The organism is Achromobacter spanius (assembly GCF_002966795.1).
Lineage (GTDB): Bacteria > Pseudomonadota > Gammaproteobacteria > Burkholderiales > Burkholderiaceae_B > Achromobacter > Achromobacter spanius_D.
On sequence record NZ_CP023270.1, the window covers coordinates 1935325 to 1951077 of the forward strand.

Here is a 15753-nt window from a genome sequence, read left to right on the forward strand (position 1 = left end):
TCGGCGCAAATTAGGCAGAAGCCAGTTGCAAGATTCGCAAAAATTGTGCTATAGTTTCGGGCTTGGCAGTTGCTGAAAAATTAGGGTTTACCCTGACGTTTCGATAGCTGCTAGGACAGGACGAAAGTCCTGGCGAGACCTGAAGAGGTCGCCGCAAGAAAGCGAAGCAAACTGCGAAAGCAAAGAGCGAAGCTGACTTGACAAGCGATAAAAACTTCTTCATAATCTCGTTTCTCTGCTGCAACGACAGCGACGACGCGAAAGCGAAGTTAGCCGAAGTTGAAAGTAGAAATCAGCAGTACAGAATTTAGCAGTACAGAATTTAGTAAGACCGCTCTTTAACAATTAAACAACCGATAAGTGTGGGCGCTTGATGCGAGTGCAGCGGTTTGGGTTTCGGCCTGAATCGCAAGCACAAGAAATCAAGTGCTCACTAGAAGTGAAGTACCTTAGACGTCAAGTTTAAGAACATACCTCACTTCCTTTGAGTAGCGACGTATGACCTGGTTTGGATTTATTCAGACCAAGAATACGAAACAAATACAGAGATTAAACTGAAGAGTTTGATCCTGGCTCAGATTGAACGCTAGCGGGATGCCTTACACATGCAAGTCGAACGGCAGCACGGACTTCGGTCTGGTGGCGAGTGGCGAACGGGTGAGTAATGTATCGGAACGTGCCTAGTAGCGGGGGATAACTACGCGAAAGCGTAGCTAATACCGCATACGCCCTTCGGGGGAAAGCAGGGGATCGCAAGACCTTGCACTATTAGAGCGGCCGATATCGGATTAGCTAGTTGGTGGGGTAATGGCTCACCAAGGCGACGATCCGTAGCTGGTTTGAGAGGACGACCAGCCACACTGGGACTGAGACACGGCCCAGACTCCTACGGGAGGCAGCAGTGGGGAATTTTGGACAATGGGGGAAACCCTGATCCAGCCATCCCGCGTGTGCGATGAAGGCCTTCGGGTTGTAAAGCACTTTTGGCAGGAAAGAAACGTCCCGGGATAATACCCCGGGAAACTGACGGTACCTGCAGAATAAGCACCGGCTAACTACGTGCCAGCAGCCGCGGTAATACGTAGGGTGCAAGCGTTAATCGGAATTACTGGGCGTAAAGCGTGCGCAGGCGGTTCGGAAAGAAAGATGTGAAATCCCAGAGCTTAACTTTGGAACTGCATTTTTAACTACCGAGCTAGAGTGTGTCAGAGGGAGGTGGAATTCCGCGTGTAGCAGTGAAATGCGTAGATATGCGGAGGAACACCGATGGCGAAGGCAGCCTCCTGGGATAACACTGACGCTCATGCACGAAAGCGTGGGGAGCAAACAGGATTAGATACCCTGGTAGTCCACGCCCTAAACGATGTCAACTAGCTGTTGGGGCCTTCGGGCCTTGGTAGCGCAGCTAACGCGTGAAGTTGACCGCCTGGGGAGTACGGTCGCAAGATTAAAACTCAAAGGAATTGACGGGGACCCGCACAAGCGGTGGATGATGTGGATTAATTCGATGCAACGCGAAAAACCTTACCTACCCTTGACATGTCTGGAATGCCGAAGAGATTTGGTAGTGCTCGCAAGAGAACCGGAACACAGGTGCTGCATGGCTGTCGTCAGCTCGTGTCGTGAGATGTTGGGTTAAGTCCCGCAACGAGCGCAACCCTTGTCATTAGTTGCTACGAAAGGGCACTCTAATGAGACTGCCGGTGACAAACCGGAGGAAGGTGGGGATGACGTCAAGTCCTCATGGCCCTTATGGGTAGGGCTTCACACGTCATACAATGGTCGGGACAGAGGGTCGCCAACCCGCGAGGGGGAGCCAATCCCAGAAACCCGATCGTAGTCCGGATCGCAGTCTGCAACTCGACTGCGTGAAGTCGGAATCGCTAGTAATCGCGGATCAGCATGTCGCGGTGAATACGTTCCCGGGTCTTGTACACACCGCCCGTCACACCATGGGAGTGGGTTTTACCAGAAGTAGTTAGCCTAACCGCAAGGAGGGCGATTACCACGGTAGGATTCATGACTGGGGTGAAGTCGTAACAAGGTAGCCGTATCGGAAGGTGCGGCTGGATCACCTCCTTTCAGAGCTTACGTGCTCGTGTTAAGCGTCCACTCTTATCGGTTGTTTGATATAGCTGGGATCAGTTGTAGGCTTGGGTCGAGGGAATCTTCCCTGGGTCTGCAGCTTCCTGACTACTGATCCGAGAAGGTTTTGGGTCTGTAGCTCAGTCGGTTAGAGCACCGTCTTGATAAGGCGGGGGTCGTTGGTTCGAATCCAACCAGACCCACCAAGTATTTCGCGTCAAGCGGGATATGGGGGTGTAGCTCAGCTGGGAGAGCGCCTGCTTTGCAAGCAGGATGTCATCGGTTCGATCCCGTTCACCTCCACCATTGATTCTCATTGATCGCCGGTGGCGATGTAGAGGCCAACTCATAGTGTCGTATCTGACGGCGTTATGAGTTGGGTTTTACCCAACAGCTATATTTGTTCTTTAACAATCTGGAAGAAGCACAACGAAAATGTGTTCATCAAGTAATCAGCATTGCTGATGAAGATGGGCACGGGTTGTGATTGCATTATTTTTGTTCCAAGTTCTCAAGACTGGGGTGCAAACCTCAGACTGCTTTGAAACTTATGAACGGCACAAACGCTAATACTCAGGTCCTATAGCCTACAGCGTTATAGGATCAAGCGACTAAGTGCATATGGTGGATGCCTTGGCGATCACAGGCGATGAAGGACGTAGTAGCCTGCGAAAAGCTGCGGGGAGCTGGCAAACAAGCTTTGATCCGCAGATATCCGAATGGGGAAACCCACCGCAGCAATGCGGTATCCCTAGCTGAATACATAGGCTAGTGGAAGCGAACCGGGTGAACTGAAACATCTCAGTAGCTCGAGGAAAAGAAATCAACCGAGATTCCGAAAGTAGTGGCGAGCGAAATCGGATGAGCCTTTACGTTTTAGCGCGCAGGATAGTCGAACGGAATGGAAAGTCCGGCCGTAGCAGGTGATAGCCCTGTAGACGAAATTCTGTGTGTGGAACTAAGCGTAAGACAAGTAGGGCGGGACACGTGAAATCCTGTTTGAAGATGGGGGGACCATCCTCCAAGGCTAAATACTCGTGATCGACCGATAGTGAACCAGTACCGTGAGGGAAAGGCGAAAAGAACCCCGGAAGGGGAGTGAAATAGATCCTGAAACCGTATGCATACAAACAGTAGGAGCCTCCTTGTGGGGTGACTGCGTACCTTTTGTATAATGGGTCAGCGACTTACATTCAGTGGCAAGGTTAACCGAATAGGGAAGCCGTAGCGAAAGCGAGTCCGAATAGGGCGATTTAGTCGCTGGGTGTAGACCCGAAACCAGATGATCTATCCATGGCCAGGTTGAAGGCACGGTAACACGTGCTGGAGGACCGAACCCACTAATGTTGAAAAATTAGGGGATGAGCTGTGGATAGGGGTGAAAGGCTAAACAAATCTGGAAATAGCTGGTTCTCTCCGAAAACTATTTAGGTAGTGCCTCAAGTATTACTGCGGGGGGTAGAGCACTGTTATAGCTAGGGGGTCATGGCGACTTACCAAACTATGGCAAACTCCGAATACCCGCAAGTACAGCTTGGGAGACAGAGCACCGGGTGCTAACGTCCGGACTCAAGAGGGAAACAACCCAGACCGCCAGCTAAGGTCCCAAATTATCGCTAAGTGGGAAACGAAGTGGGAAGGCATAGACAGTCAGGAGGTTGGCTTAGAAGCAGCCATCCTTTAAAGAAAGCGTAATAGCTCACTGATCGAGTCGTCCTGCGCGGAAGATGTAACGGGGCTAAGCGATAAACCGAAGCTGCGGGTGTGCACTTTTAGTGCACGCGGTAGGAGAGCGTTCTGTAAGCCTGCGAAGGTGGCTTGTAAAGGCTGCTGGAGGTATCAGAAGTGCGAATGCTGACATGAGTAGCGATAAAGGGGGTGAAAAGCCCCCTCGCCGTAAGTCCAAGGTTTCCTGCGCAACGTTCATCGGCGCAGGGTGAGTCGGCCCCTAAGGCGAGGCAGAGATGCGTAGCTGATGGGAAGCTGGTTAATATTCCAGCACCGTCGTACAGTGCGATGGGGGGACGGATCGCGGAAGATCATCAGGGTGTTGGATGTCCCTGTTGCTGCATCGAAGATGGCGCTTAGGCAAATCCGGGCGCGTAAATCAAGGGTGTGGCACGAGCGAGCATTGCTTGCGAAGTGATTGGAAGTGGTTCCAAGAAAAGCCTCTAAGCTTCAGCTGTACGAGACCGTACCGCAAACCGACACAGGTGGACGGGATGAATATTCCAAGGCGCTTGAGAGAACTCAGGAGAAGGAACTCGGCAAATTGATACCGTAACTTCGGGAGAAGGTATACCCCGGTAGTGTGAAGCGCCTGCGCGCTTAGCATGATGGGGTCGCAGAGAATCGGTGGCTGCGACTGTTTATTAAAAACACAGCACTCTGCAAAGACGAAAGTCGACGTATAGGGTGTGACGCCTGCCCGGTGCCGGAAGGTTAAGTGATGGGGTGCAAGCTCTTGATCGAAGCCCCGGTAAACGGCGGCCGTAACTATAACGGTCCTAAGGTAGCGAAATTCCTTGTCGGGTAAGTTCCGACCTGCACGAATGGCGTAACGATGGCCACACTGTCTCCTCCTGAGACTCAGCGAAGTTGAAGTGTTTGTGATGATGCAATCTACCCGCGGCTAGACGGAAAGACCCCATGAACCTTTACTGTAGCTTTGCATTGGACTGTGAACCGGCCTGTGTAGGATAGGTGGGAGGCTTTGAAGCGTGGTCGCTAGATCACGTGGAGCCATCCTTGAAATACCACCCTGGTTTGTTTGCGGTTCTAACCTTGGTCCGTTATCCGGATCGGGGACAGTGCATGGTGGGCAGTTTGACTGGGGCGGTCTCCTCCCAAAGTGTAACGGAGGAGTTCGAAGGTACGCTAGGTACGGTCGGAAATCGTGCTGATAGTGCAATGGCATAAGCGTGCTTGACTGTGAGACTGACAAGTCGAACAGGTGCGAAAGCAGGACATAGTGATCCGGTGGTTCTGAATGGAAGGGCCATCGCTCAACGGATAAAAGGTACTCTGGGGATAACAGGCTGATACCGCCCAAGAGTTCATATCGACGGCGGTGTTTGGCACCTCGATGTCGGCTCATCTCATCCTGGGGCTGTAGCCGGTCCCAAGGGTATGGCTGTTCGCCATTTAAAGAGGTACGTGAGCTGGGTTTAAAACGTCGTGAGACAGTTTGGTCCCTATCTGCCGTGGGCGTTGGATACTTGACGGAGCCTGCTCCTAGTACGAGAGGACCGGAGTGGACGTACCTCTGGTGTACCGGTTGTCATGCCAATGGCATTGCCGGGTAGCTAAGTACGGAAGAGATAACCGCTGAAGGCATCTAAGCGGGAAACTCGTCTGAAGATTAGGTATCCCGGGGACTTGATCCCCCTGAAGGGTCGTTCGAGACCAGGACGTTGATAGGTCGGGTGTGGAAGCGCAGTAATGCGTTAAGCTAACCGATACTAATTGCCCGTGAGGCTTGATCCTATAACACTGATGGTTATGACCTGGTGATGTAGCGTTCCAAATGTCGTTCAATACAAAATACTGGCTGCACCGTCGGCAGCCAGCCAACACAATTACACCCACTGTGCGCCGATCATCGAGCTCCCAGCTCTGATCGCCACACGTTGCGCTTCTTCCAAGATTGGAGCAGTTGCCTAACCGCAGCCGCTCAACCAGTTACGCCTGACGACCATAGCAAGGTGGTACCACTCCTTCCCATCCCGAACAGGACAGTGAAACGCCTTCGCGCCGATGATAGTGGACGGACGTCTGTGAAAGTAGGTCATCGTCAGGCTTTTATTGCTCAAAACCCCGCAGGTATCCCCTGCGGGGTTTTGTCTTTCTAGCGGTGCGTGCAAGCAATACCCTCGATATCGATCGAATAAAGAAACCCCTCGCGGCTGGCGCCGCGAGGGGTTTTTGTTTTGTTGGTGAGTGATATGCGCACGTTGCGCCGGATTGTCGGTGTAGCGTGCCCCGTTAGCGTGGGCCGCGGGACAGGCCGACGTATTCCTGGCGATCAATGCCATGGCGTTGGAGTTTGTCGTAAAACGTCTTGCGCGGAATGCCTAGGGTGTCGAGGGTGGCTTTGATGTCGCCGCGATGGGCGGTGAGGGCATCGCGGATGATTTGAGCTTCGACGTGTTCCATGCGTTCGGGGAGGCTGAGCGAGCCGGCTTGCGCTGGGGTGGGGTCGGGGGCCGTGCCGTTCAGGACGCCAAGCACAAAGCGTTCTGCGAAGTGCGCGAGTTCGCGCACGTTGCCTGGCCAGTCGTGCGTCATGAGGTGTTGGCGGATCGAGGCGGGCATGTCGGGGATGTCGCGCTGGAAGCGGCGCGAGGCGTGGCCGAGGTAGTGGGCAAAGAGCAGCGGGATGTCTTCGCGGCGCTCCCGCAGGGGGGGAAGGCGGATCGTGACGACGTTCAGACGGTAGTACAGATCTTCGCGAAACTTGGCGCGGATGGCAGGGCTGCCCAAATCCTCTTTGGTGGCTGCGACGACGCGCAGGTCAAGGTTGCGGACTTCGTTGCTGCCGAGCGGGGTGATCTGGCGTGATTCGAGCACGCGCAGCAGCTTGACCTGAACGGCGAGCGGCATGCTTTCGATCTCGTCGAGGAACAGTGTGCCGCCGCTGGCATGTTCGATGCGGCCGATGCGCTTCTTTTGCGCGCCGGTGAAGGCGCCCGGTTCGTGGCCGAAGAGTTCGCTTTCAATGACGCTTTCCGGGAGGGCGCCACAGTTGATGGCGACCAGCGCGCGGTGCCGGCGGCGGCTTAGCCGGTGCAGTGCCGTGGCCACGACTTCCTTGCCGGTGCCGGTTTCGCCTTCGACGAGCACATCGACATCGGCGTCCGCAATGTGGCGCAACGTTTGCTTGATGCGCTGCATGGCCGGTGTCGTGCCGATAAACGGCACTTCGTCGGCCTCGACGGTGAATGCGGCTTCGCGGAGACGGCGGTTTTCGAGGACCAGGCGCCGCTTTTCGGCGGCGTGGGTGATGGCGGCGACCAGGCGGTCGGCGGGATAGGGCTTGGACAGGAAGTCATACGCGCCTTCCCGCATGCACTGGACCGCCGTGGCGATGTCGCCGTGGCCAGTGATCAGGATGACGGGGATATCAGGGTCGATGGCGCGCAGCCGTTGGAAGAGTTCGAGCCCGTCGATGTCCGGCATGCGGATATCCGTGACGACCACGCCGTCGAACGTCCGATCCAGCCCCGGCAAGGCAGCGCGGGCGCTGGCGTGCGCCGCGACCGAGATACCGTGAAGCTTCAACGTTTGCAGGGCGGCGCGGCGCAGTTCTTCGTCGTCGTCAATGAAGACGGCATGGGGCGCGAGGGGCCGCTGGATGCGGTCGTCGGTCACGTCGGCGGTCTTTACGGCCGCTGCGGCTGCGGCGCGTGATGCTGCCGATGCGGCCTTCGGTGCCTTGAGGGCATTGGCGGCATCCGCGGAATTTCCAACAGTTGTGGCCTTTGCGGCGTCGGCGGCGGAGGACTGGGGATCAGTGGCGCGCGTCATGGTGAGTGCTCGGTGCGAGGATTTGATCCGGCGCTTTGCGCAGGGTCAGGATGAACAACGCGCCGGTGTTGGGCACGTGGGGAGACGACATGCTGGCATCGTCAGAGCGGGCGGCGCGCAGTTCGCCGCCAAATTCGGCGACGATGTCGCGGCTGATGACGAGGCCCAGGCCCAGCCCGTCCGGCTTGGTCGTATGAAATGGCGTGAAGAGGCGTGCGCGGGCCTGCTCGGACAGGCCGGGCCCGTTGTCGTGAACGTGTAGTTGCACGGTGTCGCCGAGGTCTTGCAGGGCGATAACTATCCGGCCGTTCCGAGCGCCTTCCAGCGCTTCGAGTCCGTTCTGCAATAGATTGACCAGCACTTGCTCTAGCCGGACGCGATTGGCCTGGACGGAGCAGTTCTGGTTGCGGGGCGGGCTTTGCAGCGTGACGCCTTGGCGGCGCGCGCGCGGGCCTACGAGCAGGATCGCCCCTTCCAGGGCTTCCATCAAATCGGTGGGGCCGACGGTTGCCCCCGCCTTGCGGGAAAAGGCGCGAAGTTCGCCGGTGATGTGGCCGATGCGATCGGTCAATGCCGCAATCGTGCCCAGGTTTTCCTGAACGGCCCCGTCGTCTCGGCGGCGCAGAAATTCAACGGCGTTGTCGGCGTAGGCGCGGATGGCGGCGACGGGTTGGTTGACCTCGTGTGCGACGCCCGCCGCGACTTGGCCCAGCAACGCCAGCTTGCTGGCCTGGACCAGCTCGTCCTTCATGGTGTGGAGTTGGGATTCGGCGCTTTGGCGTTCGTCCATCTCGTCGACAAGCTTGGCGTTCACGTCGCGCAGCTGCGCCGTGCGCTCGTCCACCAGCGCCGCGAGTTGTTGCTGGACGGCGGCCTGTTGCTCGGCGCGTTCGAGGTTGCGATGACGGCGGTACAGCACCACGCCGATCAGCGCGGCGAGCACGCTTTGCGTGAGCAAGGCGCCGAGTTGGGCGTTGGCGCTGGCCTGGTTCATGGCCGCCTGGACCGGCGACAACTGGTGCAGCGTCCAGCCGGGCGATTCGATGACCGGCAGGGTGGTGTGCAGCAACGGGGCGCCGGCAGCGGCGCGGGGCAATGCGTCGTCAGTGCGTATGAGTTGCCCGTTGCTACTGGCCTGCAGCGGCGGTGTGACCGGAAGCGGCTGGAATTTGGCGTCGCCAAATTGCAGGCTGGTGCGCAGCGTCTCGGCCAGCGCGGGCGAAAGCGGCGCGAGCACCCTGAAACGCCAGTCTGGAATATTGCCGAGCAGCACGACGCCGTGTTCATCGGTTACGAAGATGACGGCGTTGGCCTGCCGCCAGTCGGCCTCCAGCTCCCGGAAGTCAACTTTCAGGACCACCACGCCGAGCATCGCGCCCTGCGCGTCGTCCACGCGCCGCGACAGGTAGAGACCTGCTTCGTGGCTGACGGTGCCCAGCGCGAAGTGTTCGGCCGAGCCGTGCACGACCGAGCCCTGGAAGTACGGACGGAATTCGTAGTCGACGCCGACGAAGGTGGCCGGTTCGCGCCAGTTGCTGGCGGCGATGGCCAGTCCTTTTTTGTCGAGGACGTAAATGGCGGAAGCGCCGACGCCGCGGCTGAGCGCCTCGAGCTTTTCGTCCAGCGCCTCGATCTGTCTTGAACTCGCGCCTTGAAGCGCCGCGCGCAGGTCGACGTCCTGGGTCAGCACGAAGGGCAGCGCCCGGAATTTGTCGAGGTTGTTGCGCAGCAGCGCGGCGTTGATCTGACCGGTACTGCGGGCCTGGAGGGCGGCCTCGCGCAGCGCGCCGTCGCGTGCCCATTGGGTGGCGGTGTGCAACGTGATGGCGACGATGCCGACGGCTAGCAGCGTCAGGGCCACCCGCCACGGCCAGGACCAGGCGCGGGGGGAGGCAGGCGGGGAAAGGGGGGGAGAAGAGGAGCCGGTCATGGTGTGCGGTTTTCCGCACATTTTAGCGGGTTTCTGTGCGGGGTTTCGCCTTTCTCTGCCGACCTTCAGATAGTCGGAATCTAGGGAAACTCAGCATTTTCAATGAGTTAGTGAGAGATTGGGTGGGTTGGCCGAGCTGGCATGGGTATTGCATATATACCGGCAAGCCGCGCGGCACATCCCCGCGGTGAAATCGGCCGGCGGCAGGAACGCATGGCCATAAAACAGATAACGCCCCGACGTCGCACGCGCCACGCTGCGCGGAGCAAGGGGCCTTGGTGGGGACAATCCCAATGATCGAAGTGGATCACAGCGCGCCCGCGCGCAAGCTCAAGTTCTATCAAATCCTGTATGTGCAGGTGATCTTCGCCATTGTGGTGGGCATTTTGCTCGGCGCATTCAAGCCCGAGCTCGGACAGCAGATGCAACCGCTGGGCGACGCCTTCATCAAGCTGGTGAAGATGATCATTGCACCGGTCATCTTCCTGACCGTGGCGACCGGCATCGCCGCCATGAGCGACCTGAAGAAGGTCGGGCGCGTGGCTGGCAAGGCAATGCTGTATTTCCTGGTGTTCTCGACATTGGCGTTGGTCGTCGGCATGGTGGTCAGCCATATCGTGCAGCCCGGCGCCGGCATGCACATCGACCCGACCACGCTGGATCAGAAGGCGGTGTCCGGCTATGTCGCCAAGGCGCATGACTCGACGATCACCGGCTTCCTGATGAACGTGATTCCCACGACCATCTTCAGCCCGTTCGTGGGTGGCGACATTCTGCAGGTGCTGTTCGTGGCCGTGCTGTTCGGCATTTCGCTGGCCATCGTGGGCGAGCGCGGCAAGCCGATCCTGAATTTCATGACTGCGCTGGCGCAGCCGATTTTCAAGATGGTGGCGATCCTGATGAAGGCCGCGCCCATTGGCGCCTTTGGCGCGATGGCATTCACCATCGGCAAGTACGGCATCAAGTCGGTCGTGAACCTGGCGATGCTGGTGGGCACGTTCTACGCGACCTCGGTGCTGTTCGTCGTCGTCGTGCTGGGTCTGGTGGCCCGCTACAACGGTTTCTCGATCTTCAAGCTGGTCCGCTACATCCGCGAAGAACTGCTGCTGGTGTTGGGCACGAGCTCGTCGGAAGCCGCTCTGCCCACGTTGATGCAGAAGATGGAGCGTGCGGGCTGCTCGAAGTCGGTGGTCGGTCTGGTGGTGCCCACCGGTTATTCGTTCAACCTGGACGGCACCAATATCTACATGACGATGGCTGCGCTGTTCATTGCGCAGGCCTGCGACATTCCGCTCTCGCTGGGTGACCAGATCCTGCTGCTGCTGGTGGCGATGCTGAGCTCGAAGGGCGCGGCCGGCGTGACCGGCGCGGGCTTCATCACGCTGGCGGCCACGCTGTCGGTGGTGCCTTCGGTGCCGGTCGCCGGCATGGCGCTGATCCTGGGCGTGGACCGATTCATGTCGGAATGCCGGGCCTTGACCAATCTGGTGGGCAATGCGACCGCCACCGTGGTCGTCGCGCGCTGGGAAGGCGAGCTCGATCAAGAGCAACTGCATGCCACCCTGGACAGCGCGGGCACGCCTGCGGCGTCGCAGCCGCAACCGCAGCCGCAGGTCGCCATCGGCGAACCCGCCCGCCAGAGCTGAACAACAGCGCCGCTCAGATAAAAAATCCCCCGAAGCCTTGCGGCGCGGGGGATTTTTTCTTTCCGGCCGAATCGTTGTCAGGGCACCTGGATGCCGGCCTCGCGGAGCAGGTTGGCGGTTTCGAACAGCGGCAGGCCCATGACGCCTGTGTAGCTGCCGGCGATGTGCGAGACGAATGTGCCCGCAAGACCCTGGATGCCATATGCGCCCGCCTTGCCGAAGGGTTCGCCGCTGTCGCAATAGCGGCCGATTTCGTCTTCTTGCAAGGCACGCATGCGGACTTCGGTGATGGAGACGGCTTCCAGCAGGCGGTCGCCGCTGCACACCGCGACCGCGGTATGGACTTCGTGCGTGGCGCCAGATAGCGCCCGCAGGATGCGCAGGGCATCGTCGCGGTCCGCCGGCTTGCCCAGGACCTCGCCCGCGAGGATGACGGTGGTGTCGGCTGCGAGCAGGGGCAGGGCGGGCATGGCGTGCGCGCGCATCCAGTCGCGGCCGCGCAGGGCCTTGTCCCGGGCGGTACGCTGCACATAGTCGGCGGCGCTTTCGCCCGGATGCTGCGGTTCGTCCTCGCCGGGCGGGGCCGGAATGAGCAGGACCTCGTGCGCCAGGCCGATCTGGTTCAGCAGCTCGCGGCGGCGCGGGCTGGCAGAGGCAAGATACAGGCGCGGGGAAGAACGGGAGGGATTGGCGGTGTCGGTCATGCGGAGCTGGGCAGGCGCCGCCAGGCGGCGGTCACGCGCGGTGGTAGGGGTGGTTGGTCATGATGGCCCAGGCGCGGTAGAGCTGTTCGGCCAGGACCACGCGCACCATGGGGTGGGGCAACGTGAGGGACGACAGGCGCAACTGGCCGCTGGCGGAGGCCTTGAGGGCGGGATCCAGGCCGTCGGGGCCGCCGACGAGAAACGCGACATCCTGTCCGCCCGCGCGCCACTGTTCAAGCTTTTGCGACAGCGCCATCGTGGTGAGGTCGCGGCCGCGTTCGTCCAGGGCAAGGCGCAGCGCATTGGCGGGCAGAGCCGCCTCGATGCGCTTTGCCTCGGCCGCCATCATCTGGGCCGGAGTTTTGCCGGTGGTGCGGGGCTCGGGCTTGATCTCGCGCAGTTCCAGCGCGCAGTCGGCCGGCAGGCGCTTGGCGTAGTCGTCCCAGGCAGTTTGCACCCAGTCCGGCATCCGCGTGCCCACCGCGACGACGATCAGCTTCACGGCGTGGTCAGTCTTCGAGGTCGTCGTAACCGCTGCCACTGTCGCTGGGGACAGGAGCGGGGCGGGTCGATTCGGGCAGGAGCTTCACGCGCACCGGCTTGCCGCCCCAGATTTCTTCGAGGTTGTAGTACTGGCGAATGGCCGGCTGCATGATGTGCACGACGACGTCGCCGAGGTCGACGACGACCCATTCACCGGTGTCCTCGCCTTCGATGGTGATGCCGGTGAGCGACATGGCGCGGCCGCGATCGGCGACGCTGGACGCCAGCGCGCGGGTCTGCCGGTTGGAGGTGGCGCTTGCAATCACGACGCGATCGAACAGGCTGGTCAGATGCGTGGTGCTGAAGACCTTGATGTCTTGCGCCTTGACGTCTTCGAGGGCGTCGATGACGGCGCGTTGGAGTTTCTGTATATCCATAGCTGCAAATATAACCCGCTCGGGGGCACCGGCGGCTGACCGGCGGCGCCGGGCGGGAAGGGTTTATCGGTAGAGTTTGTGCGCCGCAATATATGCGGCAACGGACGCGTCGAGCAGTCCGTCGGTGGATTCGCCCTGCGCCAGGCGCCGGCGGATTTCGGAAGCCGACACCGGCATGGGTGGAAAAGGCAGTTCTTGCAGCGTGCGGCCCTGTTCCTGCAGCCATTGCGCCAGTTCCGGCGGTGCGCTGAGGGGCGTGCCGGGGCGGGTGGCCACGGCCAGGTCGACCAGGCTGGAAATGTCGCGCCAGTTGCGCCAGGTGCAGAAATTGGCGAGCTGGTCGGCGCCGAGCAACCACGCATAGCGCGCGTCCTGCGGCAACGCGCGCAGCGTGTCGATGGTGTAGGTGGCGCCGCCCCGCTCGATTTCAATGGGATTGACCGCCAGTCCCGGGTGGCCGGCGATGGCCAGTTCGAGCATCGCGAGGCGATGTTCGGCGGTGGCGTTCAGTGCAGCGCGCTGCCAGGGGTTGGCGGCGGGAATGAGCTGCACCTGGGCCAACCCCAGCGATTGCAGGGCGTTCTGCGCGAGCGCGATGTGGGCGACGTGTACGGGGTCGAAGCTGCCGCCGAAAAGGCCGATGTGTTTCAAACCCAGTCCCGCGGTTTGAGGTAGGCGGCCAGTTCGGCCTCGGGCGTGCCGGCTTCAGGCTGCCAGGCGTAGCGCCATTGCGCGAGCGGCGGCATGGACAGCAGGATCGATTCGGTGCGGCCTCCGGATTGCAGGCCGAACAGCGTGCCGCGGTCAAAGACCAGGTTGAATTCGACGTAACGGCCGCGGCGGTAGGCCTGGAAGTCGCGCTCGCGCTCGGTGTAGGCGAGGCCGCGGCGCTTGTCGACGATGGGCAGGTAGCTGTCCAGGAATGCGTCGCCGACCGAACGGGTCAGGGCAAAGGAGGCGTCGAAGCCGGGCGCGTTCAGGTCGTCGAAGAAGACGCCGCCGATGCCGCGGGTTTCGTCGCGATGCTTGAGGAAGAAGTATTCGTCGCACCAGCGCTTGTAGCGCGGGTAGTAATCGGACCCATGGGGCGCCAGCGCGTCCCGGCACACCGTGTGGAAGTGGCGGGCGTCTTCTTCGAAGGGATAGTACGGGGTGAGGTCGATGCCGCCGCCGAACCAGAAGACGTCGGCCTCGTCATGGCCGGGCCGCGCGGCCGCGACGAACATGCGCACGTTCATGTGCGTGGTGGGCACGTACGGATTGCGTGGGTGCAGCACCATGGACACGCCCATCGCTTCCCATGAGCGGCCGGCGAGCTCCGGGCGATGCGCGCTGGCCGACGGCGGCAGCTTGGAACCCTTGACGTGGCTGAACAGCACGCCGGCGCGCTCGAAAAGCTGGCCGCCTTCGAGCAGGCGCGACAGACCGCCACCGCCCTCGGGCCGAACCCATTCGTCGGCGCGAAAGGGGCCACCTTCGGCCGCTTCCAGCGCGCCCACGATGCGGGCTTGCAGGCCGGTGAGGTAGTCCCGGACAGCGGAGACGGGCAGAGCGGTCATGGGCGGTTCCGGTTACGTGTTGGACTTGGGCTTTTGCTGCGACGGCTTGAGCGCGCGCCAGCCGATGTCGGAGCGGTACTGGCGGCCATCGAAGTGGATGCGGTCGATGGCTTCGTAGACACGATCGCGCGCCATCTTGACGGAATCGCCCAGGGCGGTGACGCACAGCACGCGGCCGCCGGTGGTCTTGGTTTCGTCACCGTCCAGTTGGGTGGCGGCGTGAAAGACCATGCAGTCTTCGGCATCGGCGGGCAGGCCGCGGATGACGTCGCCGGTGCGCGGCGTGTTGGGGTAGTTGTGGGCGGCCAGCACGGCGCCCAGGGCGGTGCGGCGGTCCCAGACGATGTCGGCCTGGTCGAGCGTGCCTTCGACGGCGTGTTCGAGTGCGTCCAGCAGGTCGCTCTTGACGCGCATCATGATGGGCTGGGTTTCGGGGTCGCCCATGCGGCAGTTGAATTCCAGCGTCTTGATTTCGCGGTCGGGGTCGTCGCCCGGGGCGATCATCAGGCCGGCGTACAGGAAGCCCGTGTACGGGATGCCGTCGCGCGTCATGCCCTGCACGGTGGGCAGGATGATTTCGCGCATGATGCGGTGATGGAGTTCAGGCGTGACGATGGGGGCGGGCGAGTAGGCGCCCATGCCGCCCGTGTTGGGACCGCGGTCGCCGTCCTGCAGGCGCTTGTGGTCCTGGCTGGTGGCCAGGGCGAGCACATTGCGGCCATCGCACATGACGATGAAGCTGGCTTCTTCGCCGATCAGGCATTCTTCGATGACGACGCGTGCGCCGGCATCGCCCATGGAGCCGTCGCCCAGCATGGCGTCGACGGCGGCGTGCGCTTCTTCGAGGGTGGCGGCAACCACGACGCCCTTGCCGGCGGCCAGGCCGTCGGCCTTGATGACGATGGGCGCGCCTTCCTGGTCGATGTAGGCGTGCGCCTTGGCCGGGTCGGTGAAGGTTTCGTAGCGCGCGGTCGGGATGTTGTGCCGGACCATGAAGGCCTTGGCGTAATCCTTGGAGCTTTCAAGCTGCGCGGCGGCCTTGGTGGGGCCGAAGATCTTCAGGCCACGGGCGCGGAAGACGTCGACGACACCGGCGGCCAGGGGCGCCTCGGGGCCCACGACCGTCAGGGCGATCCCCTCGCGCTGGACGAAATCGGCCAGTTCCTCGGCATTGGTGAGCGGGATGTTCTCCATCTGCTCGGCCCGTTGCGTGCCGCCGTTGCCCGGAGCGACGTACACCTTGTGCACGCGCGGGGAGCGGGCGAGCCGCCAGGCGAGGGCATGTTCGCGGCCGCCCGAGCCAATTACCAGGAGTTTCATGTTGCGTGAGTCTGAAGAGGCGCGCTGGCGGACAGAGCCGCTGGCGCGCCAGGAAAGGGAGAG

At 60.9% G+C, this 15753-nt stretch carries 9 protein-coding genes, 2 tRNA genes and 3 rRNA genes; 6 read left to right on the plus strand and 8 right to left on the minus strand.

Features of this window, described 5'->3' with window-relative positions:
- The first annotated feature begins 551 nt into the window (after window positions 1-551).
- The 5 genes from CLM73_RS08720 to rrf all read left to right on the plus strand — a co-directional run bounded on the left by CLM73_RS08720 (window position 552) and on the right by rrf (window position 5884).
- Window positions 552-2082: ribosomal RNA gene (locus tag CLM73_RS08720) — 16S ribosomal RNA — on the plus strand.
- A gap of 132 nt (window positions 2083-2214) precedes the next feature.
- A tRNA-Ile gene (locus CLM73_RS08725) sits at window positions 2215-2291 on the plus strand.
- Between the two features lie 24 nt (window positions 2292-2315).
- A tRNA-Ala gene (locus tag CLM73_RS08730) sits at window positions 2316-2391 on the plus strand.
- 295 nt (window positions 2392-2686) lie between these two features.
- Window positions 2687-5571: ribosomal RNA gene (locus tag CLM73_RS08735) — 23S ribosomal RNA — on the plus strand.
- Between the two features lie 200 nt (window positions 5572-5771).
- Window positions 5772-5884: ribosomal RNA gene (gene rrf / locus CLM73_RS08740) — 5S ribosomal RNA — on the plus strand.
- Together the 16S, 23S and 5S rRNA genes with 2 tRNA genes alongside form the textbook arrangement of a ribosomal RNA operon.
- Window positions 5885-6069: 185 nt before the next feature.
- Here the strand turns inward: rrf and CLM73_RS08745 are convergent.
- Both CLM73_RS08745 and CLM73_RS08750 read right to left on the minus strand, forming a co-directional pair.
- Entirely contained in the window at window positions 6070-7455 is a 1386-nt protein-coding gene (locus tag CLM73_RS08745) for a sigma-54 dependent transcriptional regulator (protein ID WP_325048255.1), read from the minus strand.
- Window positions 7456-7594: 139 nt separating this feature from the next.
- Entirely contained in the window at window positions 7595-9541 is a 1947-nt protein-coding gene (locus CLM73_RS08750) for a sensor histidine kinase (protein ID WP_234015832.1), read from the minus strand.
- Between the two features lie 293 nt (window positions 9542-9834).
- Here CLM73_RS08750 and CLM73_RS08755 point away from each other — a divergent pair, with 293 nt between their 5' ends.
- Window positions 9835-11187 (plus strand): dicarboxylate/amino acid:cation symporter, encoded by a 1353-nt coding sequence (locus tag CLM73_RS08755; RefSeq protein WP_105238110.1) that lies wholly within the window; start codon window positions 9835-9837, stop codon window positions 11185-11187.
- 77 nt (window positions 11188-11264) lie between these two features.
- Here the strand turns inward: CLM73_RS08755 and CLM73_RS08760 are convergent, their stop codons facing one another.
- The 6 genes from CLM73_RS08760 to purD form a co-directional block, all read right to left on the minus strand.
- Window positions 11265-11891 carry a Maf family protein gene (locus tag CLM73_RS08760; RefSeq protein WP_105238111.1) on the minus strand — a complete coding sequence of 209 codons (627 nt, stop codon included), beginning with the start codon at window positions 11889-11891 and terminating at the stop codon, window positions 11265-11267.
- A 31-nt stretch (window positions 11892-11922) separates the two neighbouring features.
- Window positions 11923-12393, minus strand: a complete 471-nt coding sequence (gene rlmH, locus CLM73_RS08765; protein WP_056315576.1) for a 23S rRNA (pseudouridine(1915)-N(3))-methyltransferase RlmH — start codon at window positions 12391-12393, stop codon at window positions 11923-11925.
- 7 nt (window positions 12394-12400) lie between these two features.
- The gene (gene rsfS, locus CLM73_RS08770) at window positions 12401-12811 is read right to left on the minus strand and encodes a ribosome silencing factor (protein WP_056571579.1); all 411 of its coding nucleotides are present in this window, start codon (window positions 12809-12811) and stop codon (window positions 12401-12403) included.
- A 63-nt stretch (window positions 12812-12874) separates the two neighbouring features.
- Window positions 12875-13462, minus strand: a complete 588-nt coding sequence (gene nadD / locus CLM73_RS08775) for a nicotinate (nicotinamide) nucleotide adenylyltransferase (RefSeq protein ID WP_105238112.1) — start codon at window positions 13460-13462, stop codon at window positions 12875-12877.
- On the minus strand, window positions 13459-14370 hold the full coding sequence (hemF, locus tag CLM73_RS08780) for an oxygen-dependent coproporphyrinogen oxidase (protein ID WP_105238113.1): 912 nt from the start codon (window positions 14368-14370) through the stop codon (window positions 13459-13461). Before hemF ends, nadD begins: the two co-directional genes overlap by 4 nt.
- Window positions 14371-14382: 12 nt before the next feature.
- Window positions 14383-15690: a phosphoribosylamine--glycine ligase gene (purD, locus tag CLM73_RS08785; RefSeq protein WP_105238114.1), complete on the minus strand. Its 1308-nt coding sequence runs from the start codon at window positions 15688-15690 to the stop codon at window positions 14383-14385.
- Window positions 15691-15753 lie beyond the last annotated feature (63 nt).